Genomic DNA, 21,494 nt, shown 5'->3' on the forward strand with positions numbered 1-21,494 from the left:
AGCTTCAATGCCCGGCCTTTCCTTTGTTTGGATCAGGCGTCTTTTACATCGCCGGCAGAACGGTGATGTCGCGTAGATCGCTGGCCGTGCCCGTGATCGCGCCGACTTCGGTAGCCACACCGGTCTCCAGGCTGACGGTATAAAGCTTCTTGGCCGCCACCAGGAAAGCCGTGTTCTTGCCGTCCTCGGTTGCCTGGATGTCGAAGGCGTAGGCGGCCGGCATATCCTTGATGCCGAGCTTTCCGATCGCCTTCAGCGTGCCGTCGTTCGGCTTGGTCTGCTGGATCAAGGCGCCGATCGTGGCGTCGATATTGTACATGGCGGTCTTTTCCGGCTTGCCCCAGGAATTGGTATAGGCGGCGGAAACAATGTTGGGCTTTTCACCCTTGTGCATGTCGCCGTCTTCATAGGCGAGCGTACCGTCGACCGTCACGGCACCGGTATCGGGATGAACGCGGTGATTGGTCGTGCCGGTCATGTAGCGCAGGCGGTCAGCCATCGGGTTGAAGTCAACAACGACGGGAGCAGCCGTCATGGAGAGCGGCTTGTCCATCTTGGCCACTTCGGTTGCGGCGCCGGTCTTGAGGTCGATCGAGACGATCGTGTTTTCCGCGGTCACGCCGATCACCGCCTTGGTGCCGGGGCGAAAGTCGATGCCGACGAGTTTGGTGACGCCGGTGACGTCCATGGTCTTGGTCACGGCAGGCTTTGCCGTGTCGAACATGACCAGCGTCTTGTCGCCGGTAAGGCCGAGGACCGGAGCAGCCGTGGCGGCCGCTGCCGAAGCGATGAGGGCCGTGGATGCGATGAAAGCGAAGCGAATGGTTTTCATATCTTTTCTCCCGTGCGTTGAAATCCGTCGAGAGCCGCATGGCATTGCGCCTTTCACCTGCTCTCAGATAAAGGACACCCGGGAGACGGGCTCTGGATGCAGCCGCCGAAAATAATTTTTAGCCGCGCATCTATTTGTGCGTCCCACGTGTCCTTATCATAAGGCCTAGATCAAGGCTGCGCCGAAGCTGAAGACTGGACGAGACCATGTCCTTCGTGACAATTGCAGATGCAGGATTTGCGCCTGAGAACGACGCTCCAACGAGAGAAACCCGCTTGGCCCCGGTTGCAAACGCATCCACAGACCTTGAGTCAGCACTTGCCGCCTGTGCAAGCGGAGACCGGAACGGGCTGCGCCTGATCTTCGACAGCGAGGCCGGGCGCCTCGTGGCCGTTGCCGAGCGGATCGTCCGGCGGCGCGACCTAGCCGAGGAAGTGGTGCAGGAAGCCTTTATCCGCGTCTGGACCCATGCCCGCCAATATGCACCGGAGCGCGGCTCGGCCCGCGGCTGGGTCACCGCCATCGTGCGAAACCGGGCGCTCAACATGCTGCGCGACGGGCGGGAGGACCTTATCGGCGAGGATCGTCTCGAAACCCTGCAGGAAACCGACCAGATCGATCAGATTCTGGCCGCCTGGAACAAGCTCGACCGGAACAGCCGGCTGCGCGAATGCCTTGGCACGCTCGATGAGACCAAGCGGAACGGCATCCTGATGGCCTATGTCGGCGGCTATACCCATGGCGAAATTGCCGGCCGCCTGCGCATTCCGCTTGGCACTACGAAATCCTGGATCCGCCGCGGGCTGGCGGCACTTCGGGAGTGCATGGCATGAAATATGCGCGCCAGGACATTGCCGAGATTGCGGACGAATATGTGCTCGGACTGCTGGAGCCGGGCGAACAGGCCGAGATGGAAGCGGAGATGGAAAGCGACCCGGATCTGCGGGCTGCCGTGGCGATGAGCCGCGAGCGGTTTCTGCCGCTCGACGTCGGCGCCGAGCCAGCAGGCATAGACAAGGCTTTATGGGAACGAATTGAGGCGGCACTGCCGGTGCTGGGCGGAAGTGTTGACGAAAAGTCCGCAAGGGGTCGCCCGTCCAACGACAACCGGCAGACCGCCTGGCGGCATGCAGCACTTTCGGCCATTGCCGCTTCGCTATTGCTCGCGGTCGGCCTCGGGGTCAGCCTCACCCGCAGCGTCGAGCCGCTGGTGATCGCCGTGCTGTTGAACGACAGGGGCGAGGTGCAGGCGGTGGTCGAGGATTTCGGCAACGAGAATGCCAGCGTGCGGCTGCTCACCGATTACCAAGTGCCTTCGGACAAGACCATCCAGGTCTGGACGCTGCCGTCGCGGGATATGGGTCCCATGTCGCTCGGCCTGCTGGAAGGAGCCCGGTCCGCCTCGCTGAAAGCGCCCGAACTTCCGCAGCCGAAAGACGCACAGCTTTACGAACTGACGCTGGAACAGGCCGGGGGCTCGCCGACGGGCCGACCGACAGGCCCGATCCTCGCCAAGGGTTTCGCAAAGCTGACACGCTGAGGGAGAAGGCCGCGCCTACATCCTTCGGAGAATTGTGCGGTCGCGGCAGGGGTCTATACTCCTCGCCGAGGAGGATCAGCCATGGCCGAGATCGGACCCGCAGCTTCGCCTGTTCCACCGGCTCGACCTGCCGGCGAGCCGGTGGATTTTGCTTGCCGCGACGGACTGATCCTGAAGGGCCATTTCTGGCCCGCGCGTGGCGACGCGGTTGCGAGCGTCGTCATCAATCCGGCCACCGGCGTGCTTGGCCGCTATTACCATTATTACGCGGCCTTCCTTTCAGAGGAAGGTTTCGACGTCCTGACCTACGACTATCGCGGCATCGGGCTTTCAAGGCCTCCTAGCCTCAAGGGCTGCGGATATCGCTGGCGCGACTGGGGCGGGCAGGATTTCGACGCGGCGCTGCGGTTCGTGGACGCGCTGCGGCCGAGGCAGCCGCTGCATGTGGTCGGGCACAGCATTGGCGGCTATCTGCCGGGACTTTCCCCACAGGCATCACGCATCGACCGGATGCTGACCATGGGGGCGCAATATGCCTATTGGCGCGACTATGCGGCCAGGCACCGGATGCGGCTGTTCCTCAAATGGCATGTGGCCATGCCGGCGCTGACGGCGATCTACGGCTACTTTCCCGGCAAACGGTTGGGCTGGCTGGAGGACCTCCCCGCCGGCGTCGCTCATGAATGGAGCTTTCGCCGCGCGCGAATGGAGCTGACGCATCCGGTGACGGAGAGGGACGAGGTCCTGCGGCGTTTCGCGGCGGTGAAGGCGCCGATCCTGGCGGTGACCATGGCCGATGACGAGATCGGCACGCCGGCTGCCATCCGCCGGACGCTGGATTATTATCGCGGTGCCGATATTACCCAGGTTCTGCTGGAGCCTTCGGTCTATGGGCTCGAAACGATTGGCCATTTCAGCCTGTTTCATTCGCGTCATGCGGCAGGCTTCTGGCGCGATACCGTCCGATGGCTGCGCGACGGGATCAACCCGTGGCCGGACCGGGTGCTTGCAGAGGATCAGCCGAGCAGATTGCCGTAGCGCACCGAATAGATGCGGTCGCGGCCGAGCAGATGGGCAACCAGCGTTTCGCGCTCGAAAAGGCCGTGCATGGCCTTGTGGTTGAGGTCGAGACCGCCGGCCAGCACCCCGAAGGCGGGCATCAGCAGGCGGGTGCCGTCGCAGGCAAAGCAGGCGCGGCGCACGTATTTGTCACGGCGGCGAACGGTCGCCGAAGGATGCAGATGACCGGCGATCTCGCCGCGTCCCGAGATCAGGCTCGGCTCGTGACGGAAGATCAAACCCCCATAGAGCAGCTCATCCGTGGATGTGCCGGGAAGATCGGTGGTCCCATCCGGATCATGGTTGCCGTTGATCCAGATCCAGTCGCGGCCGCGCGCCAAGTCCTTGATCATCGTGCGAAGATTGTCCGGCAAAAAGGCCGATCCCTTCCGGTCATGAAAGTTGTCGCCAAGCGAAACCACGACTTTCGGATCGTACCGGGCGATGACGGCGGACAGGATGTTCAAGGTTGCGATGGTGTCATAGGGCGGCAGCATCATGCCCCTGCGGGCAAAGGCCGCGCCTTTCTCCAGATGCAGGTCGGAAACGACCAGCACGCCGTGTTCCGGCAGATAAAGGCCGCCCAGCGGATCGCAAACCCCGGTCACGCCGTGGACAATGATTTCTTCGGTGCCGGCGGCCGGGCCGTTCGATGAATTGCGCGCCAGGGCGAGGCGGTTCAGCAAGTCGACGTCTTCCAAAAATGCGGATCGCATCAGCCGAGCGCCTCCGCAATCAGTTCCTCGGCGGCCTCTTCCAGCACCGCGTCATGAGCCTCGCCCGGCACCGTTTCCTTGCCGATCTCCAGCATGATGGGAACGGCAAGCGGTGAAACCCGGTCGAGATCGCGGTGGGTAATATGACCCTTGATTCGCGCCAGCATATCGCCAAGTCGGCCAATATCCAAAAGCCCAGATGCCGCATCCCGCCGCGTCGCTTCGAGCAGGATATGATCCGGTTCGTGGGTGCGCAGCACGTCATAGATGAGGTCGGTGGAGACGGTGACCTGCCGTCCGGTCTTTTCCTTGCCCGGATGTCGGCGCTCGATCAGGCCGGAAATCACCGCACAATTGCGGAAGGTGCGCTTCAAAAGATAGCTTTCGTCGAGCCACGCCTCGAGATCGTCGCCCAGCATATCCTCGTCGAAGAGGTCGGGCAGGCTTAAGACGCCGGAAGCGATCATCCCGCCCATGTCGTTCAAGCCCCAGACCGCCAGCGAATAATCGGTGGCGACAAACCCCAGCGGGCGGGCACCGGCGCGTTCCAGGCGGCGGGTCAGCAACATGCCCAGCGTCTGGTGCGCCAGCCGTCCCTCGAAGCAATAGGCGATCAAAAAGAAGCGTTGACCGCGCGGAAAAGTCTCGATCAGCAATTCATCCTGTTTCGGCAGCATGGAGCGGTCGCGCTGGATATTCAGCCAGTCGCGCACCTGGTCGGGCAGGACATGCCAGCGATCGGGATCGGCGAGCATGCCGCGCACCTGGTCTGCCAAATAAGTGGAAAGCGGGAATTTGCCGCCGGCATAGGCGGGGATGCGCGGGTCGAGCGAAAAAGCGTTGGAGACGTGGCATTCGTTTTCGCGGATGCCTTCGAAGCGCAGCACCTTGCCGGCAAACAGGAAGGTGTCGCCCTGCACGAGCTGTTCGAGAAAATATTCCTCCACCTTCCCGAGCGACAAGCCGCCGCGGCCGATCGTGCCCTTGGCGTTGCGCCGGACGAGCCGGACGTTGAGCTCGCTCGCCTCGACGATGGTGCCGAGGTTCATGCGGTACTGCTGGGCGATGGCCGGGTTCGAGACCCGCCAGCGGCCTTCCTCCGTCTTGCGGATCTTGGCATAGCGTTCGTAAGCCCTCAGCGCATAGCCGCCGGTCGCGACAAAATCTACCGTGCGCTCGAACATTTCCCAGGACAGGGCGGCATAGGGAGAAGCCGAGATGATCTCGTCGTAAAGCTCGAGCGGATCGAAGGGCTCGGCGCAGGCCATGCCGAGCACATGCTGGGCCAGCACGTCGAGCGCCCCTTCGCCCACCGGTGGCGTGTCCTGGGCACCGATATAATTGGCATCCAGCGCCGCCTGGCATTCCATCACCTCGAAGCGGTTGGCGGGCACGAGGATCGCCTTGGAGGGCTCGTCCATGCGGTGATTGGCACGGCCGATGCGTTGGGCGAGACGCGAGGCGCCTTTCGGCGCGCCGATATGGACGACAAGATCCACATCCCCCCAATCCATGCCGAGATCGAGCGTCGAGGTGGCGACGACGGCGCGCAGCCGGTTGTCGGCCATGGCGGCCTCCACCTTGCGGCGCTGGCCGGCATCGAGCGACCCGTGATGCAGCGCGATCGGCAGGCTGTCTTCGTTGACCGTCCACAGCGCCTGGAACAGGAGCTCCGCCTGGAAGCGGGTATTGACGAAAATCAGCGTCGTCTTGTGCCGCTTGATGATCTCGTAGACTTCCGGAATGGCATAGGTGGAGACATGGCCAGACCAGGGAATGCGCTCCTCGGTCTTGAGGATTGCAATGTCGGGCGCGGCACCGCCGGTGACATGCACGAGACCGGCCGGCGGATCAGGGTACTCGCCCTGCGGCACCAGCCATTTCTGCAGGTCCATTGGGTCGGCGACCGTCGCCGACAGGCCGATCGTGCGCATGTCCGGCGCATGCCGGCGAATGCGGGCGAGGCCGAGCGACAGAAGATGGCCGCGCTTGGAGGTGACCAGCGAATGCAGCTCGTCGAGGACGACATATTTCAGGTCCTTGAAGAAGCGTTCGGCCTCCTTGTTGGCGAGCAGCAACGCCACCTGCTCCGGCGTCGTCAGGAGAATGTCCGGAGGCGACAGCTTCTGGCGCTGGCGCTTGGCCTGCGGCGTGTCGCCGGTGCGGTTCTCGATCGTGACCGCCAGGCCCATTTCGGACACGGGCTTCATCAGGTTGCGCTCGATATCGACGGCAAGCGCCTTCAAGGGCGAGATGTAGAGCGTGTGGACGCCCTTGAAGCCTGAACCTGGCGGGATCTTGCCGCGGCGCGTCAGATCGGTCAGCGAGGGCAGGAAGCCCGCCAGCGTCTTGCCGGCGCCGGTCGGCGCGATCAGCAGCATGTTTTCGCCGCCGGCGGCGCGCGACAGCAATTCGAGCTGGTGGACACGCGGCTGCCAGCCCTTCTCGGTGAACCATTTCAGGAACGGCCGGGGCAGCAAAGCGGCGTCGCGGCCGGGAGATTGGGTTTCGACAAGATCCACGCGGTGAAGATAAGCATCGAAACCAGGAAGAGAAGAGGCTTGACACTATGCCGAATCGTAGATATTTTTTATCCACGATTGGAGCAGGATATGAAACTGAGCGACGGCGTCGAACAAGCAATCCACAGCGTTGCAATGCTCGCGGCCCTGACTGACAAGAGCGTGCTTTCGGCGGCTGCGCTGGCGGAGTTCCACGGAGTCTCAACGAGTTACCTCCTGAAGCACCTGCAGGCACTTTCGGGCGCCGGTATCGTGGCAACGGTATCCGGTCCCAAGGGCGGTTATAGGCTTGCCAGGACAGCGGAAGAGATCAGTCTGCTCGCCATCGTGCTGGCTGTCGAGGGGGCAGCGCCAGCCTTCCGTTGCGCCGAGATCCGCCAACGCGGGCCGAACCCGCTGCCGGGCCGGTACTTCACCAGACCCTGCGGCATCAATGCCGCAATGCTGAGGGCGGAAAAGGCCTATCGTGCTGAACTCGGAAAAGTCTCGATTGCCGATGTGCTGGCCGACCTTGCGCAGTCGGATGACGGCGGGATTGCCGCGCGCGGCTGTGCCTTCCTGGAGATCAACGAACGCAAAACGGTCCGCTGAGGCGGCCTCAACACAGGAGAAAGACCATGCATCCGCGTCTCAACATCTTCAAAACTGCCCCGGAAGCCGTCAAGGCGGTCACTGCGCTGGAAAGCTACGTGCAGAACTGCGGGCTGGAACGCCGGTTCATCCACCTGATCAAGCTCAGGGCGTCGATCATCAACGGCTGCGCCTTCTGCGTCGACATGCATGTCAAGGAGTCCCGCCACGACGGCCTGTCGGAGCATTGGATCAACCTGATGAGCGTCTGGTGGGAATCGCCTGTGTATGACGACAAGGAACGCGCCCTGCTCGGCTGGGTGGATGCGGTCACGAAAATCTCCGAGACGGGAATTCCGGATGCGGCCTTCGACGCGCTCAAGCTGCATTTCTCGGACGACGAGATCATGAAGATCACTGTTGCGATCGGCACGATCAATACCTGGAACCGACTTGCCGTCGGCTTCCGCTCGCAGCATCCCGTGGATCAGCCGGCCAAGGCAGCCTGATCGGCCGATCAGCGGACGATATAGCGATCCGTGCGGTGGTTGATGGCGAGTGTCAGGTTCAAGGTCACCGCCGCAAGGATCGAGCTGACGATGACAAGCGGGCTTGCGACGAAGAAGGACAGCGCCAGCACGACACAATCCAACCCGAGCTGCACGAAGCCGGCCCGCCATCCGAAGCGGTCCTGCAGGTAGAGGGCGAGGATGCCGAAACCGCCGAGCGACGCACGGTGGCGAAACAGGATCAGCATGCCGCAGCCGATCAACAGACCGCCGAACATGGCAGCCGCAATCGGGTCGATGCGGTCGATGACGATGAGCTGCGGCAGCAGGCCGGTCAGCAGCGAGGTGGTCCCCACTGCGGCAAAGGTCTTGACCGTGAAGGCGAGCCCGAGCCGCTTGTAGGCGAGCCAGTAGAAGGGCAGGTTGAGGATGAAGAAGGCCGTGCCGAAGCTGACGCCCATGGAATAGCGCAGCAGGAAGCCGAGGCCGGCCGTGCCGCCGATCAGCAGATGGGCGGCGGACAGCATGGTGACGCCGAGCGCCGCCAGCATGGAACCGGCGACAACGGCCTGGACATCCTCGATCAGCGAATGCTTCTCCGCGCTGGAGGCCCAGATGCCGACAGGGCTCTTGCTCTGCACCGGATCAGCCATCAGCGCACCGCAATATAGCGATCGGAGCGGTGGTTGATGGTCAACAGCAGGTTCAACACCACCGCGCTCAGGAGAGACCAAAGCACCGTCATCGGGCTGACAACAAAAAAGGCTGCCGCCATGACGCAAAGGTCGAAGGCGAGCTGCACAAGGCCCGCGGGGATCTTGAAACGGTCCTGGATATAAATCGCCAGAATGCCGATGCCGCCCAGCGAAGCACGATGCCGATAAAGGCCGAGCAGGCCGAAGCCGATCAGGATGCCGCCGAGAAGCGCTGCCCAGAAGGGATCGAGATACTGGATGACGAGAAAGCGCCGTTCCAGTTCCGCGATGGCCGAGACCATGGCGATTGCGATGAAGGTCTTGAAGGAGAAGCCGACCCCGAGACGCTTGAAGGACAGATAATAGAACGGCAGGTTGACAACGAAAAACAGAATGCCGAACGGGATATCGAAGGCATAGTGCAGCAGAAAGGCGACGCCGGCCGTGCCGCTGGTCAGCAGGCCCACCTGGTTGAGTAGATAAAGTCCCAGCGCGGCTACCATGGCGCTGATGAAAAGGCCCTGCGCATCCTCGAGCGGCGTGTGGCGGGCCGGGTCCGTGCTATAGAACCCGATCATGCGGTTTTGCGCCTGCTCCTGATCCGCCAATGACATCCCCTTTTTTCTTATAGTGCACAGCAATATCGGCTTCATCAAGCGACATCAATGCGCGGTGCGGGCGGTCTTGGAAGACGCAAGAAAGAAGCGGGTCAGGCGCTGCGGCGCGACAGAAAAAGAATGCCCTCGATCGGTTTGCCGGCATCCATGCGAATGACGCTCTTCGTCGCCTCGACGACATCCAGGCCGAAGCGACCGAGCAGAGCCCGCAGATAAGCCTCCGAATGGGCGTAACGCAGCGAATCCCGCAGCGTAAAACCCTCCCCCTCTCCCAGATCCTCGACGGAAAAAGCGAACAGACCTGACGGCGCCAGGAGATCCAGCACGAGCGGGAAAACGGTCTCCAGAGAACCGAGATACATCAGCACGTCGGCCGCCGAGACCAGATCGGCCCGATGCTGCAGCAGGTTTTCCGAAAACAGGCCGGACCGGTCGGCGGGGCGACTGAGATCGGCCTGGCCGAGGTGGTCGTAGAGCTGCTTGGCCTGCGCCTTGGAAAGCATGTTGGCAGAAAGGTCGAAGCCTTCGAGCCTTCCCGCCCGCCCACGGATTTCGGCACCGAACAGGCCGGTGCCGCAGCCGAGATCGACCACGCAGCCAAATGGTGCATGGGAAGCGACGAGGGCTGCCAGTTTGCCCGGAACGGAATAGGCCAGCTTTTCGACCAGCGCCGCGTCGAAGCGATCGGCGTAATCGTCGAATAGGCTCTCGACATAACGGCTCGGCGGCTGATTCGGGATCTCTTCGTCACCAAGAAGCGCCAGTCTGAGCCGCGCACCGAACAGGTCGTCCGGCTGCAGCGCAAGCGTCCGGCGATAGGCGTCGGCAGCCGTCGGTAATGCCGCCTTGTCGCGATAGTCGCCGAGCCGGAACCAACCGGCTGCCCAGCCGGGCACGATGTCCAGCGCCTGTTCCATCAGCTCCGCGGCGGCGGCATGGTCTCCGCCCTCGGCCAGCATGCGGCCGTAGTCGGCGCGGCGGTCGGCGATGGCGTCGCCGGACGAGAATTGGGTGGAATTGGGTCTGGGCGGCATGGGCGGTCCTAAAGGATGAGGGGTCTTTGCCCAAGCCACAAAAAAACTCAAGTTCTATCTGACGAGACGGTAGACGCTTGCAGCGCAGCAAAGCCGAAGCTATGCCTTGCCTGCAATTTGGAGATGAACAAGCATGGCCGATGGGGTCAACAAATTCCTGGGCGACACGCCGGGCCGGACGATCGTCAAGCTGATCGTCGTGTGCCTGATCGTCGGATTCGTACTGGCCTTTTTCGGCTTCACGCCCGACAATATCATCGATTCCATCCGCTACTGGTTCCTGGACATCTGGTATAACGGCTTCCGGGCGTTGGGCCGTGTCGGCGATTATCTTGTGCTGGGCGCGATTATCGTCATTCCGGTCTTCATCATCCTTCGCCTGATGAGCTCTCGCCGCTGACATGACCTCCTTGCTTCCGAAGCCGTCGCGGCGCCATTTCCTGGCTCTTTCCGGAACCGCATTGTTGCTGGCCGGCTGTTCCACCACCTCCGTTCTGGCGCCGACGCCGACACCTGGTTCGCGGGACGAAACCGCCGCGGCGCTGGCGCTGGTCAACAAGCTGCGCCAAAGCAAGGGCCTTTCTGCGCTGAGCCTCGATGCACCGGCGCGCAAGGCGGCCGCAGCGCAATCGGTCCGCATGGCCAAGGCCCGGCAGATGAGCCACCTGATCGGCTTAGGCGACAGTTTCGGTGGCCGCATGGCCAAGAGCGAGGTCAGCCTTCCGGCAGCCGAGAACATTGCTAGCGGCCAGGACAGCGTGGACGCTGCCGTGCAGGCCTGGATCGATTCGCCCAAGCACCTGAAGAACATGCTCGGCGCCTATAAGGGCCTCGGCGTCGCCGTGGCGCGCAGCAGCGACGGCCGCAATTACTGGGCCATGGTGCTGTCGGGCTAGACGTCATGGAGACTGAGAAACAGGGAGCGCAGCCGGTCCGTCCCTTCGAAGTGACGCATCGGCTGGTGCTAGGCATATCCATTCCCATGACGCTCGGCTTTCTGACGACGCCCTTGCTCGGGCTGACCGATACGGCTGTCGTGGGGCACCTGGGCAAGCCGGAAGCGCTGGCCGGCCTTGCCATCGGCGCCATCCTTTTCGACCTCATCTATGGAAGCCTGAGCTTCCTGCGCACCTCGACCACCGGTCTTGTGGCGCAGGCTTTCGGCCGCGGCGACAGGCGCGAACAGCAGGCGGTGTTCTGGCGGGCGCTGCTCAGTGCCATCGGCCTCGGGCTGCTGATGCTCGCCGTTTCGCCGGTGATCCTCGCCTTCGGTCCGGACCTGATGACCACCGATCCGGCCGTTGCCGAGGTGACGCGCATCTATTTCGGCATACGCGTGCTCACCAGCCCTGCGACATTCGGCAATTTCGCCATACTCGGTTTCGTGCTCGGGCGCGGCCAGGGGATGCTCGGCCTCGTGCTGCAGATCATTCTCAACGGCACCAATATTGCGCTGGCCGTGCTGTTCGGCCTGGTGTTCGACTGGGGCGTGGCCGGCGTCGCCTGGGCCACGGCTACCGCCGAGGTCTTAGCAGTGCTGCTGGGTCTGTTCATCATCAGCCGGCAATTTTCTTTAGCCGACCGGCCTGCCAGAGCCGACATCCTCGACCCTGCCAAGCTGAAACAGCTCTTCCAGCTGAACGCAGACATCCTGATCCGCTCGCTCGTCCTCAACGGCGCCTTCGCCATCCTGACCCGCGTCGGTTCAGGCTTCGGCGCGGTCACGCTTGCCGCCAATGCCGTGCTGATGAACGTGTTCATGCTGTCGGCCTTCTTCCTTGACGGCCTGGCGGGTGCAGCCGAACAGCTGGCCGGGCGGGCTGTCGGCGCGCAGTTCCGGCCGGCTTTCGACCGGACATTGAAGCTGACCGGGCTCTGGTCCTTTGCCATGGCGGGCGCGGTAGGGCTGTTCTTCCTGGTCTTCGGCCAATCGATGATCAACCTCCTGACGACCTCGCAGGAGGTTCGGGAGGCGGCTGCCATCTATCTGCCCTGGGCTGCCTTGACGGGCCTGACCGGTGTGCTGGCCTTCCAGATGGATGGGGTGTTTATCGGCGCCACCTGGTCGCGCGAGATGCGCAACATGATGCTGGCATCCTTCGTGGTTTATTGCGCCAGCCTGTTCCTGCTGGTTCCGCTTATGGGCAATCACGGCCTGTGGCTGTCGCTCAACCTGTTTCTGCTGATGCGCGGCTTCTTCCTGGCGGCCATGGTGCCGCGCAAGGTGCGTCAGAGCTTCATCGCCGCCCATTGATCCAGCCTGCTGTCGCGCAGATCGCGGACCGAGGAGACTTTCTCCCGGTCGAGCAGGGCCGACAGGCCCCTGACGATCTCGCACGGCAGACCTGGCCCCGCATAGACCATGCAGGAATAAAGCTGCACGAGATCGGCGCCGGCACGGATCTTTTCCAGCGCATCCTGGGCACTGCCGACGCCGCCGACGCCGATCACGGGCAGATCCGGACCGACACGCTTGCGGACCTTGGCAAGCACGGCTGTCGAACGGTGGAAGAGTGGCGCGCCGGAAAGCCCGCCCATCTGCTGCGCCGTCACCTGGTCCTTCAGCCCATCGCGGGCAAGCGTCGTATTAGAAACGATCAGCCCATCAAGCGGATGGGACAGCGCTTCGGCGGCAATGTCGTCCAGCCCTTCTTCCGTCAGATCCGGGGCCACCTTCAGGAAGACCGGCACCGAACGCCCATGCCGCAAAGCCTCTTCGGCGCGCGCGGCAAGCACCGCTTCCAGCAGCGCCTTCAAGCTGTCGCGCGCTTGCAGGTCGCGCAATCCCGGGGTATTCGGAGAAGAAATGTTGACGGTGAAATAGCTGGCTAGCCCATAGAATTTGCGGATGCCGGCGACATAATCCGCGACCCGGTCCGCTGCATCCTTGTTGGCGCCGATATTGACGCCGACAATGCCGGAAACCCGCCCCCGCGCCGACAGCCGCGCGAAAACCGCCTCATGACCTTCATTGTTGAAGCCGAGCCGGTTGATGACCGCCCGATCCTCCACCAGGCGGAAGATGCGCGGCTTGTCATTGCCGGCCTGCGGCTTCGGCGTCACCGTGCCGACTTCCGTGAAGCCGAAGCCGAGCTCCAGCATGGCGTCCGGCACGTCGGCATTCTTGTCGTAGCCGGCGGCAAGACCGAGCGGATTGGCGAAGCGGATGCCGGCCATCGTCTGCACCAGCCGCGCATCCTCGGCCAGGCGGCAGGCGGGCGCGAGCCCCGCCTTCAAGGCCGCGATCGACAGGCCATGGGCGGTTTCCGGATCGAAGGCGAAGAGGCTTCTGGAGGCAAGCGCGGAGAAGCGGCCGATCATGGCATGATTTCCGGAAAGGCATGCTGCCCGTCAACGCCGATCAGCAGCGGCATTTCCCAAAGCACGGTGGAAAGCGATAGGATGCCGTAAAGATGCGGAAAAAGATCCCCGCCGCGTGACGGCTCATATTTCAGCGCATCGCCGAGCAGGGTCGCATCGACCGCAACCAGCAACAGGCCGACCATGCCGGCGAAATACAGTCTCGCTGTCTCGCGTGCCTGGCTGCCGGTGGAAAAATGGATGTAGCCGTCCTTCAGGTCAATTTCGGCACCTTCGAAGACGCCTTTCTGTTTTGCCTGCCGCCACAGCGTTTCCGGCACGATCTTGTACACTATATCCGTCATCACACACTCTTGAAGCAGCGCTATTCCCGGACCGTTAGCCGCAAAGCGCGGCTCTTGTCCACCGTTACATGAGGAGGCGACGACATGAGAAAATCCGCATTGGCTATGGCGGCCGTATTTCTCGCCTGCGGTGCCGCGCAGGCACAAACCGAACGGTTCCAGATCGAACGGACCGAGGGCGGCGTGGTGAGGCTCGACAAGCAGACCGGCGCCATGACGCTGTGCCGCGAAGAAGGCGGCAATCTCGTCTGCCGCATGGCGCCCGATGAGCGGGCCGCCTATGACGACGAACTCGACCGGCTCGCAAAGCGGGTGGCGGCGCTGGAGGAACGGATCAGCATCGCCCCACGCAAGGTGCTGCCTAGCGAAGACGAGGTGGAGCAGTCACTGTCCATCATGGAAAGGGTGCTCCGACGCTTCATGGGCATCATCAACGAATTCACCATGGATCGCGATGCGGGCGAGCCGCAGCCCAACCGTACGTAGTTTCGGCTTGTGTCTGCAAGCGCGCAGGGTTACAAATCCGTCATAGGGAGACTTCATCCAGCACGACTATGTCCTTGGGAGGGGACGTGGAAATGCAGACACTGACCATCATCATCGCAGACGACCATCCGCTTTTCCGCGGCGCCCTCAGCCAAGCCGTGCAGGGCATTGCAGAGAAACTAACCATTATCGAAGCCGGCGATTTCGAGGCTGCAGTCAAGGCCTGCGAGGATTATCCCGATGCCGACCTCATGCTGCTCGACCTCAACATGCCCGGCGTCAGCGGCTTTTCCGGCCTGAGGAGCCTGAGGACGGAATTTGCAGGCCTGCCGATCGTGGTGGTTTCGGCCAGCGACGACTGCGCCACCATCAGGCGGGCGCTGGAGCTTGGCGCGTCCGGCTTTATCTCCAAGTCTTCAGGGCTCAGCGACATGCGCATCGGCATCCGGGCCGTGCTGGAAGGCGACATCTGGGCTCCGGCCGGCAGCCTTTCGGGCGCAGAAGAAGATCCAGGCTTGGCCGATCTCATGGATCGCCTGAAGAGCCTGACGCCTCAGCAGAGCCGCGTGCTCGCCATGCTGGGCCAGGGCCTCCTCAACAAGCAGATCGCCTATGAGCTGAAGGTTTCCGAGGCCACCATCAAGGCGCATGTTTCGGCGATCCTTCTGAAACTGAATGTCGACAGCCGCACCCAGGCGGTGATCAAGCTCGGCAAGATCAATATGGCCATGGTTGCCTGACGGCAGGATTTTATTCCTCATATCCCTTTACGAGAGCGGCGGATTTGACTAGATTTCCTCCGCCGGATGTTCCGGCACGATGACCTGTAGGCACGCTTGCCGGATTGCCTGACGTCTCATGATGAGCGGATGGAGCGGCGGTTGCGCCGGCCGCAGGCCGAGGCTTGGACGACGATGCTGTCACACGATACCATATGGAGTGCGCTGGACACGCTTGCTGAACGTCACCAGTTGACGCCTTCCGGCCTGGCGCGTCGTGCAGGCCTTGATCCGACTTCCTTCAACAAGTCCAAACGCCTTGGGCCGGACGGACGGCTGCGGTGGCCTTCCACGGAATCCATCGCCAAGGTTCTCGAAGCGACGGGTGCGACAGTCGATCAGTTCATGAGCTATCTTCCGGCCACGCAGGGGCGATCACAGATTCCGGAAGGCAATTTTCCGCCACAGACGGGCACGATCCCGCTTCTCGGCTTTGCCCAGGCGGGTGCGGGCGGTTTCTTCGACGACGGCGGTTTTCCGGCCGGACAGGGCTGGGACGTGGTGGAGTTCCCGGTCGATCCGGCCCGCAAGCCGGGTGTCTACGCACTCGAAGTGCAGGGCGATTCGATGATGCCGCTTTATCGCGATGGCGACGTGCTGATCGTCGAACCCGGTGCGCAGGTGCGGCGCGGCGATCGCGTGGTTTTGAAAACCCGCGAGGGCGAAGTCATGGCCAAGGTGCTGGCCCGCCAGAGCGCCCGCACGATAGAACTCATGTCGCTCAATCCCGAACATGCCAATCGCAGCTTCGATCTGGCGGATGTCGAATGGATGGCCCGGATCATCTGGGCGAGCCAATAGCGGCGATATCGGGCAAGCCCGATAGGAAAGAATTCAAACCTACGGCAGACTGCGGTTGCTTCAGTAAAGTCCGTTCGGAAAATAGCGCAGGTAGATATCCTGCAGGCGCCCGTTACGGGAGAGTTCGGCCAGAGCCTGATCGAAGGCAGCCACAAGCACCGGATCGCCCTTGCGGATCATCACCGACAGACCTTCGCCGAGATACTTCTGGGAAAGATAGGGGCCGTCGAAGAGCGCGCAGCAGTTCTGGGATGCTTCCCCCGCCACCCAGAACGGCAAGCGCAGGCCATCGGCAAAGACTGCCTTAACCTTGCCCGACTTCAGCGCATCCAGCATCGCCTCATAGCTGTCGAAGGGCGTGGCGGCAAGATCGGGGAAGAAGGCCTTCAGCATGGCCTGATGGGCTGTTCCCTTGACGACGCCGACCGAGTTCCCACCAAGGGCCGCCGCCGTGTCTCCATTGATCGTGGCGGCGGAACGGTTTCGGGCGAAGCGAGCCGGGATGCCGAGATAGGGCCGCGAAAACAGGAAGCGTTTGCGCAGGTCGGGCGTCACGGCTACCCCGGCCATCACCGCCTCGCCGGCACCGCTTTCCAGCGCCTTTTCCAATTCGTCGAAAGGCAGAGCCTGGATCTGGCACTTTGCTTCCAGCTTCAGTTCCGCGCAGATTTCCCGCGCCAGATCGACATTGAAACCCGAAAGCCGGCCGGTCTGGTCGGCGAAATTGAAAGGCGGGAAATCCGCTGTCGTCAGGATCCTCACCCGCACGACAGCGGAGATGTCGGGGCGGGGCAGACGCTCGCGTGCATCGAACATCAAGGGCAGGCGCGCGGCATCATCCGCAGCCGGCGCCGGGAACGATGCCAGCACGAGCACGAAAACCGCCAGGAGGGGATGAAAAAGGTTCAAAAAGCCCCGGCTTTTAGGGGATGTAATAACCCGACGCATCTTTATGATCCATCTTGATGATCCCTGAGGGACAGGTTGGGGCGGCCGTTGGCGGGTGGTGTAACAGACTCATGCGCATCGGGGAATATCCACCATCAAGCATGGTCGAGGAGAGCTCGGAGGCCTCCGCAGCATTGTCCGGCAACAGCGGGGAAGACGAGCTACCGCCTGGTCCTGAAACGGAGCTGGGCGCGCTTTCCGCGCTGGGTTTTTCCAAACCGCTGCTTGCCCGCATGGTAACGCAGGCGCGGCGCCACGGCACAAGCGTCGAAAACGAGCTTCTCAGAAGCGGCGAAGTGGAGGAGGAAGCCTATTATGGCGCGATCGCCCGCCTGCTGCGCCTGCCCTTCATCCTTTCCATAGATCCCGGCAGCGTCGCGGACTCCCTGGCGCTTGACAGCCAGTTGCAGCGCCCGACCATGCTTCGGATCGCCCATCGCCACCGGGCGCCGCAGACCGCCATCGTTCCTGAAGCGGGGCGGCTCGCCGATATTGCAGCGGCGCTCGCGACCATGCCGCTGCTCGGCCGCGATCTGGCCATCACCACGCCAAGCGCCATCCGAAATGCCGTCTGGCAGACGGGCGCGGCGCGGCGCGGCCGGCAAGCCACCTACGAGCTCTTCGAGCGCCGCCCCCAGCTGTCGGCGCGTATCGTGCTTGCCGGCCGCCAAGGCTTTTATGCCGGTCTGATCATGGCGTTCTTGGTATGCGCGTTCCTGCTACGCCCTATGGAGACGCTTTCCTTTCTGCATGTTACACTATCCTTTACCTACCTTGCCTCCCTTGTGCTGCGGCTGATTGCGCTGATGCGCAAGATCCACGAGCCGCCGAAGCGTACAGTCCCGCTTCCGCCGCCTGGACCTCTGCCGCGCTACACGGTAATGGTGGCGCTGTACCGGGAAGCAGGCATGGCGCAGCAGTTGATCTCCACTCTCCGAAGGATCGATTGGCCGCCCTCGCTGCTGGATATCAAGATCGTTTGCGAAGCGGACGATCAGGAAACCATAGCAGCGCTGAAGGCCCAAAAGCCCGGGCCGCAGTTTGAGATAATCGAAGTGCCGGATTTCGGCCCGCGAACGAAGCCCAAAGCGCTAACGTATGCACTGGCGGCGGCACAAGGCGAATTTCTGGCCATCTACGATGCGGAAGACCGGCCGCATCCGCAGCAGCTGCGCGAAGCCTATGCGCGTTTCCGCGCGTCGCCACTCGAGCTGGCCTGCCTTCAGGCGCCGCTGATCATCACCAATGCCCGTGAATCCTGGCTCTGCGCACTTTTCTCCTTGGAATATTCCGCGCTTTTCCGCGGCCTGCTCCCCATGCTGGGCAAGAGCCGCATGCCGCTGCCGCTGGGCGGCACATCCAATCATTTCCGCACCGAGGCACTGAAGGCGGCAGGCGGTTGGGACCCGTTCAACGTGACGGAAGACGCAGATCTCGGCCTTCGCCTTTACCGGCTGGGCTACCGGGCCGATGTCATCCAGCGACAGACGCTTGAAGACGCGCCGACGCGGATTCCCGTCTGGATGGCGCAGCGCAGCCGCTGGTTCAAGGGCTGGCTGCAGACCTGGCTGGTGCTGATGCGCAGTCCGCGGCGACTGATTGGCGAGATGGGACTGGCGCCTTTCGTGATATTCCAGCTAATGGTGGGCGGCATGTTGGTCTCGTCGCTTCTGCATCCCCTCATCGTGGTCTTCCTCGGCATCGGCATCAGTTCCATGCTGGCGGCGCCCGTCACAGACATCCCAGCCGAGGTGCTGTCGCTGTTCGTGATCGACTTCGTCAACATCCTGGGCAGCTACCTGATCTTCCTCGGGCTTGGCAAAGGTTCGATGATCGACCATGAAAAACGCCTGGTCGGCTGGCGCTGGGCAACTGTGCCCGTCTACTGGATGATGACCTCCTTCGCCGCCTGGCGGGCAGTCGTCGAGCTGAAAAGCAAGCCCTTCGTTTGGAACAAGACGCCGCATCAGCCAGTCTCCGACCGGTCTCCCTGAACCGGCGGGAACATTTTCGCCCCTCCAGGCGTCAGATAGGCAAGACCCAAGACTGGAGGAACAGGATGCAGACCTATCACCGTTACCGGCCGAGCGAGGCTGCAGAAGGGGCGTTGATCATCAAATTCTATCATTCCGGCGATCAGATCCGCGGCTATATCCGCAAGATCACCGATGAGAGGCAGGATGACAGCATCTTCCCAGGCGAGGAAATGGAGCCTGAGGATGCCTTTCGGATGGCGGACAACAAGAACCGCGACCCGGGTGGCCAGCCGATCTTCATCGAGCTTTCGGAAGGGGTTCAGTGGGATCCGGCCTGGGGCAAGCTGATCTAAGGTCGGCCTGACCTGCAGGATTGCTTGGTGGAACGATGCAGGCGCAAATCGGTTGTCAGTGCATAGACGTCCTTGAAGGAGACCCGTCATGTCCGACCAGAAAAATGCCATCGAAAAAGATGCTCAGGGCCAGTTCGCCAAATCGCAGGCAGATCCGAAGGCATCCGGTGTCCATAGCGCCAAGCCGACGGTCATCACCGGCTCGGAAGACGCCACGGCGCATAAACTGCCGCCAGGCGCCAAGTCACCGAAATCGGAAATCCCGGTGCATTACGATCCGGCGGAAATGAACGAAGGCAGCTTCCGCGGCTCGCGATAGCCGCGACGCCTCCAGGCGAGCGGGCCAGGAGTGTGTGAGCGAGACAACACGGCTTAAAGATTGAGGATGTCACATGTCAAATGCGACCCAAAGCGGAGATAGAGACGCGCCGAACAATGGTGAAAACCATAACCTCTTCGGCCGCTCGGTGGAAAGCAAGGCACAGATAGCCGATGCTGAGAAGATGGCATCCGGTACGGAAGAAGGCGAGGAGCTGAACGTCTACCGGCTTGTTCCGCTTGTTCTGCCTAACGACGCGCGTTGGCAGGACACAACGGACCCTCAAGAGATCGTGGTCGCCGCTCGCACCGCCGGCGATGCCCGCATCGTTGCCGCCGGCAGCGAACTCGACTTCATGGAGCTCGAAGCGGTGCCCGCCGAGGACGTGACGACCCGCAATGCCAGCATATTTCGCGACGAAAAGGCCTATACGGTGATCGCCGTGGAATTCGGGCGCGGTGATCTCAAGCGGGGCGTGCTGGAAGGCTTCGTGCCGGTCGATACGATCAAGCCGGTACAGGTCTGATCTCATTGGCGGCAGGCTTGGCAAGAAGGGCTGGAGCGGGTGAAGGGAATCGAACCCTCGTATTCAGCTTGGGAAGCTGCTGCTCTACCATTGAGCTACACCCGCGGAGATCCAAGACCTAACTGCCCTTGATCAGAAATTCAACCTCAAAGGCGCGCTGCGCAGAAGTTGCGCCCCGCCGTGAGGCGAGTCTTCGGCAGTGTGCCGATCAGGATAAGTCGATCGCACCTGCAGATTTGCCGCAGGTATCAGCTGCGAAAATGCTTGGAGAGCTTCAGACCCTGGGCCTGGTAGTTCGATCCGACGCCTGCGCCATACAAGCCTTCCGGCTTTTCCATCATATGCTCGTAGACCAGCCGGCCGACGATCTGCCCGTCCTCGAGAATAAAGGGGACTTCGTGGCTGCGCACTTCCAGAACGGCACGGCTGCCACGACCGCCGGATGCCTCATGCCCGAAGCCCGGATCGAAGAAGCCGGCATAATGAACCCGGAACTCGCCGACCAGTGGATCGAAGGGCGTCATTTCTGCGGCGTAGAGCGGCGGCACATGCACGGCCTCGCGGGACACGAGAATGTAGAACTCGTCCGGGTCCAGGATCAATTCACGGCGCCCACGGCTGTAAAGCGGCTCCCAGAAATCGAAGACGTCGTGCTGGGCCTTCTTGTCCACGTCGACGACGGCGGTGTGATGCTTTCCACGATAGCCGATCAGACCCTGTGCATCGCCGGCAAGATCGATCGACAGAGCGATGCCGCCGCCCGAGACATTGGGTTTGGCGGCTGCGACCAGTGTCTCGGCATCGTGCAGCTTCTGGAGTTCCGGCTCGCCGAGCAGGGCATTACCGACCCGGAAGCGGATCTGCGACAGCCGCGAGCCGCGCCGCACGACGATGGGGAAAGTACGCGGCGAGATTTCCAGATAAAGCGGCCCGGAATAATCTGCGGGGATCTTGTCGAACTCCTGCGCATAATCGGTGATCACACGGGTGAAGATATCGAGCCTGCCGGTGGAGCTCTTGGGGTTAGCCGAGGCGGACATATTGGCCGGCAGATCCAGCCGTTCCATCAAGGGCACGATATAAACGCAGCCGGTCTCCAGCACCGCGCCTTCAGACAGGTCGATGACGTGCAGGCTGAGACGATCGAGCTTGTCGGCAACAAGGCTGCTCGGCCCCGGCATGAAGCTTGCCCGGACGCGAAAGGCTTTTGCACCGAGGCGCAGGTCGAGGCTGGCCGGCTGGATCTGGTCGCGATCCAGCTCCCGTTCCGCGATCAGCCTGCCTGTGTCGAAAAGCGCCGCGATTGCGCGGTCCGCCAGAATTCCCGTTTCGCGAGCCATCATGCTCAATTCCTTGGCCCCACCCATCCATTGCCGGTCGCCGACAAAACCAAATGCCGGCCATTGACGCAAGCGGGACGCGGCGCTATGCAAATCTTATCCCGTGGTGATTTGGCCGGTCGGCTTGCAGCCACGTTAAATAAATGGCTAAAAAGACCGGGTGCGAAACCGGTCTGCTTATGCGGCCGGTTTTTTTGTTTTGAGGTG

The 21,494-nt window shown here is 62.3% G+C and carries 25 protein-coding genes, 1 tRNA gene and 1 riboswitch; of the genes, 15 read left to right on the forward strand and 11 right to left on the reverse strand.

The window, feature by feature from the left end; genetic code table 11:
- Positions 1-43: 43 nt before the first annotated feature.
- Positions 44-832: a DUF4394 domain-containing protein gene (locus E2F50_RS13320; RefSeq protein ID WP_133316656.1), complete on the reverse strand. Its 789-nt coding sequence runs from the start codon at positions 830-832 to the stop codon at positions 44-46.
- A 206-nt stretch (positions 833-1,038) separates the two neighbouring features.
- On the opposite strand from E2F50_RS13320, the gene E2F50_RS13325 reads away from it, so the two are divergent.
- From E2F50_RS13325 to E2F50_RS13335, 3 genes are all read left to right on the forward strand, one after another.
- On the forward strand, positions 1,039-1,665 hold the full coding sequence (locus E2F50_RS13325) for a sigma-70 family RNA polymerase sigma factor (protein ID WP_133316657.1): 627 nt from the start codon (positions 1,039-1,041) through the stop codon (positions 1,663-1,665).
- On the forward strand, positions 1,662-2,372 hold the full coding sequence (locus E2F50_RS13330; RefSeq protein WP_133316658.1) for an anti-sigma factor: 711 nt from the start codon (positions 1,662-1,664) through the stop codon (positions 2,370-2,372). Before E2F50_RS13325 ends, E2F50_RS13330 begins: the two co-directional genes overlap by 4 nt.
- Positions 2,373-2,453: 81 nt before the next feature.
- A complete protein-coding gene (locus tag E2F50_RS13335) occupies positions 2,454-3,410 on the forward strand; it encodes an alpha/beta hydrolase family protein (RefSeq protein ID WP_133316659.1) in 957 nt (318 codons plus the stop codon).
- On the opposite strand, the gene pdeM is transcribed toward E2F50_RS13335, so the two are convergent.
- Both pdeM and E2F50_RS13345 read right to left on the reverse strand, forming a co-directional pair.
- Positions 3,389-4,147 carry a ligase-associated DNA damage response endonuclease PdeM gene (gene pdeM / locus E2F50_RS13340; RefSeq protein ID WP_133316660.1) on the reverse strand — a complete coding sequence of 253 codons (759 nt, stop codon included), beginning with the start codon at positions 4,145-4,147 and terminating at the stop codon, positions 3,389-3,391. The two genes, E2F50_RS13335 and pdeM, sit on opposite strands and share 22 nt — an antisense overlap.
- Positions 4,147-6,669: a ligase-associated DNA damage response DEXH box helicase gene (locus tag E2F50_RS13345; protein WP_133316661.1), complete on the reverse strand. Its 2,523-nt coding sequence runs from the start codon at positions 6,667-6,669 to the stop codon at positions 4,147-4,149. Before E2F50_RS13345 ends, pdeM begins: the two co-directional genes overlap by 1 nt.
- Before the next feature lie 90 nt (positions 6,670-6,759).
- Here E2F50_RS13345 and E2F50_RS13350 point away from each other — a divergent pair, with 90 nt between their 5' ends.
- A complete protein-coding gene (locus tag E2F50_RS13350) occupies positions 6,760-7,260 on the forward strand; it encodes an RrF2 family transcriptional regulator (protein ID WP_133316662.1) in 501 nt (166 codons plus the stop codon).
- A gap of 26 nt (positions 7,261-7,286) precedes the next feature.
- Positions 7,287-7,748, forward strand: coding sequence for a carboxymuconolactone decarboxylase family protein (locus tag E2F50_RS13355; protein ID WP_133316663.1), 462 nt, complete (start codon positions 7,287-7,289; stop codon positions 7,746-7,748).
- 8 nt (positions 7,749-7,756) lie between these two features.
- Here the strand turns inward: E2F50_RS13355 and E2F50_RS13360 are convergent, their stop codons facing one another.
- From E2F50_RS13360 to E2F50_RS13370, 3 genes are all read right to left on the reverse strand, one after another.
- On the reverse strand, positions 7,757-8,401 hold the full coding sequence (locus E2F50_RS13360) for a YitT family protein (RefSeq protein WP_133316664.1): 645 nt from the start codon (positions 8,399-8,401) through the stop codon (positions 7,757-7,759).
- Positions 8,401-9,057 carry a YitT family protein gene (locus E2F50_RS13365; RefSeq protein ID WP_133316665.1) on the reverse strand — a complete coding sequence of 219 codons (657 nt, stop codon included), beginning with the start codon at positions 9,055-9,057 and terminating at the stop codon, positions 8,401-8,403. The genes E2F50_RS13360 and E2F50_RS13365 overlap by 1 nt, the downstream gene beginning before the upstream one ends.
- A 95-nt stretch (positions 9,058-9,152) precedes the next feature.
- On the reverse strand, positions 9,153-10,094 hold the full coding sequence (locus E2F50_RS13370; RefSeq protein ID WP_133316666.1) for a class I SAM-dependent DNA methyltransferase: 942 nt from the start codon (positions 10,092-10,094) through the stop codon (positions 9,153-9,155).
- Between the two features lie 133 nt (positions 10,095-10,227).
- On the opposite strand from E2F50_RS13370, the gene E2F50_RS13375 reads away from it, so the two are divergent.
- From E2F50_RS13375 to E2F50_RS13385, 3 genes are read left to right on the forward strand one after another with little or no spacing between them, the layout of a single operon-like run.
- Positions 10,228-10,494: a DUF6460 domain-containing protein gene (locus E2F50_RS13375; protein WP_133316667.1), complete on the forward strand. Its 267-nt coding sequence runs from the start codon at positions 10,228-10,230 to the stop codon at positions 10,492-10,494.
- A gap of 1 nt (position 10,495) precedes the next feature.
- The gene (locus E2F50_RS13380) at positions 10,496-10,990 is read left to right on the forward strand and encodes a CAP domain-containing protein (RefSeq protein ID WP_133316668.1); all 495 of its coding nucleotides are present in this window, start codon (positions 10,496-10,498) and stop codon (positions 10,988-10,990) included.
- Positions 10,991-10,995: 5 nt separating this feature from the next.
- The gene (locus E2F50_RS13385; RefSeq protein ID WP_133316669.1) at positions 10,996-12,348 is read left to right on the forward strand and encodes an MATE family efflux transporter; all 1,353 of its coding nucleotides are present in this window, start codon (positions 10,996-10,998) and stop codon (positions 12,346-12,348) included.
- On the opposite strand, the gene E2F50_RS13390 is transcribed toward E2F50_RS13385, so the two are convergent.
- Positions 12,324-13,415, reverse strand: a complete 1,092-nt coding sequence (locus E2F50_RS13390; RefSeq protein ID WP_133316670.1) for a quinone-dependent dihydroorotate dehydrogenase — start codon at positions 13,413-13,415, stop codon at positions 12,324-12,326. The two genes, E2F50_RS13385 and E2F50_RS13390, sit on opposite strands and share 25 nt — an antisense overlap.
- A complete protein-coding gene (locus E2F50_RS13395; RefSeq protein ID WP_133316671.1) occupies positions 13,412-13,759 on the reverse strand; it encodes a DUF952 domain-containing protein in 348 nt (115 codons plus the stop codon). The genes E2F50_RS13390 and E2F50_RS13395 overlap by 4 nt, the downstream gene beginning before the upstream one ends.
- Before the next feature lie 84 nt (positions 13,760-13,843).
- On the opposite strand from E2F50_RS13395, the gene E2F50_RS13400 reads away from it, so the two are divergent.
- The 3 genes from E2F50_RS13400 (at position 13,844) to E2F50_RS13410 (ending at position 15,825) form a co-directional block, all read left to right on the forward strand.
- Positions 13,844-14,245: a hypothetical protein gene (locus tag E2F50_RS13400; RefSeq protein WP_133316672.1), complete on the forward strand. Its 402-nt coding sequence runs from the start codon at positions 13,844-13,846 to the stop codon at positions 14,243-14,245.
- Between the two features lie 92 nt (positions 14,246-14,337).
- Complete coding sequence (locus tag E2F50_RS13405) at positions 14,338-14,985, forward strand: response regulator (protein ID WP_133316673.1); 648 nt, start codon at positions 14,338-14,340, stop codon at positions 14,983-14,985.
- 174 nt (positions 14,986-15,159) lie between these two features.
- The gene (locus E2F50_RS13410; protein ID WP_133317103.1) at positions 15,160-15,825 is read left to right on the forward strand and encodes a S24 family peptidase; all 666 of its coding nucleotides are present in this window, start codon (positions 15,160-15,162) and stop codon (positions 15,823-15,825) included.
- Positions 15,826-15,885: 60 nt separating this feature from the next.
- Here E2F50_RS13410 and E2F50_RS13415 read toward each other — a convergent pair whose 3' ends face one another.
- Positions 15,886-16,641, reverse strand: coding sequence for a transporter substrate-binding domain-containing protein (locus E2F50_RS13415; RefSeq protein WP_245515429.1), 756 nt, complete (start codon positions 16,639-16,641; stop codon positions 15,886-15,888).
- Between the two features lie 233 nt (positions 16,642-16,874).
- On the opposite strand from E2F50_RS13415, the gene E2F50_RS13420 reads away from it, so the two are divergent.
- The 4 genes from E2F50_RS13420 (at position 16,875) to E2F50_RS13435 (ending at position 19,947) form a co-directional block, all read left to right on the forward strand.
- Positions 16,875-18,767, forward strand: a complete 1,893-nt coding sequence (locus E2F50_RS13420) for a glycosyltransferase family 2 protein (protein ID WP_245515411.1) — start codon at positions 16,875-16,877, stop codon at positions 18,765-18,767.
- A 65-nt stretch (positions 18,768-18,832) separates the two neighbouring features.
- Positions 18,833-19,102 (forward strand): hypothetical protein, encoded by a 270-nt coding sequence (locus E2F50_RS13425; protein ID WP_133316676.1) that lies wholly within the window; start codon positions 18,833-18,835, stop codon positions 19,100-19,102.
- Positions 19,103-19,190: 88 nt separating this feature from the next.
- On the forward strand, positions 19,191-19,421 hold the full coding sequence (locus E2F50_RS13430; protein ID WP_133316677.1) for a hypothetical protein: 231 nt from the start codon (positions 19,191-19,193) through the stop codon (positions 19,419-19,421).
- A 73-nt stretch (positions 19,422-19,494) separates the two neighbouring features.
- Positions 19,495-19,947 (forward strand): hypothetical protein, encoded by a 453-nt coding sequence (locus E2F50_RS13435; RefSeq protein ID WP_133316678.1) that lies wholly within the window; start codon positions 19,495-19,497, stop codon positions 19,945-19,947.
- A 31-nt stretch (positions 19,948-19,978) separates the two neighbouring features.
- On the opposite strand, the gene E2F50_RS13440 is transcribed toward E2F50_RS13435, so the two are convergent.
- Together E2F50_RS13440 and E2F50_RS13445 are read right to left on the reverse strand one after the other, a co-directional pair.
- Positions 19,979-20,052 (reverse strand) — tRNA-Gly (locus E2F50_RS13440).
- A 143-nt stretch (positions 20,053-20,195) separates the two neighbouring features.
- Positions 20,196-21,290: a 2'-deoxycytidine 5'-triphosphate deaminase gene (locus E2F50_RS13445; protein ID WP_161974141.1), complete on the reverse strand. Its 1,095-nt coding sequence runs from the start codon at positions 21,288-21,290 to the stop codon at positions 20,196-20,198.
- Between the two features lie 90 nt (positions 21,291-21,380).
- Positions 21,381-21,459, forward strand: a riboswitch (SAM riboswitch).
- Positions 21,460-21,494: the final 35 nt, after the last annotated feature.

It is taken from the genome of Rhizobium deserti (assembly GCF_004358025.1).
In the GTDB taxonomy this organism is placed as follows: domain Bacteria; phylum Pseudomonadota; class Alphaproteobacteria; order Rhizobiales; family Rhizobiaceae; genus Neorhizobium; species Neorhizobium deserti.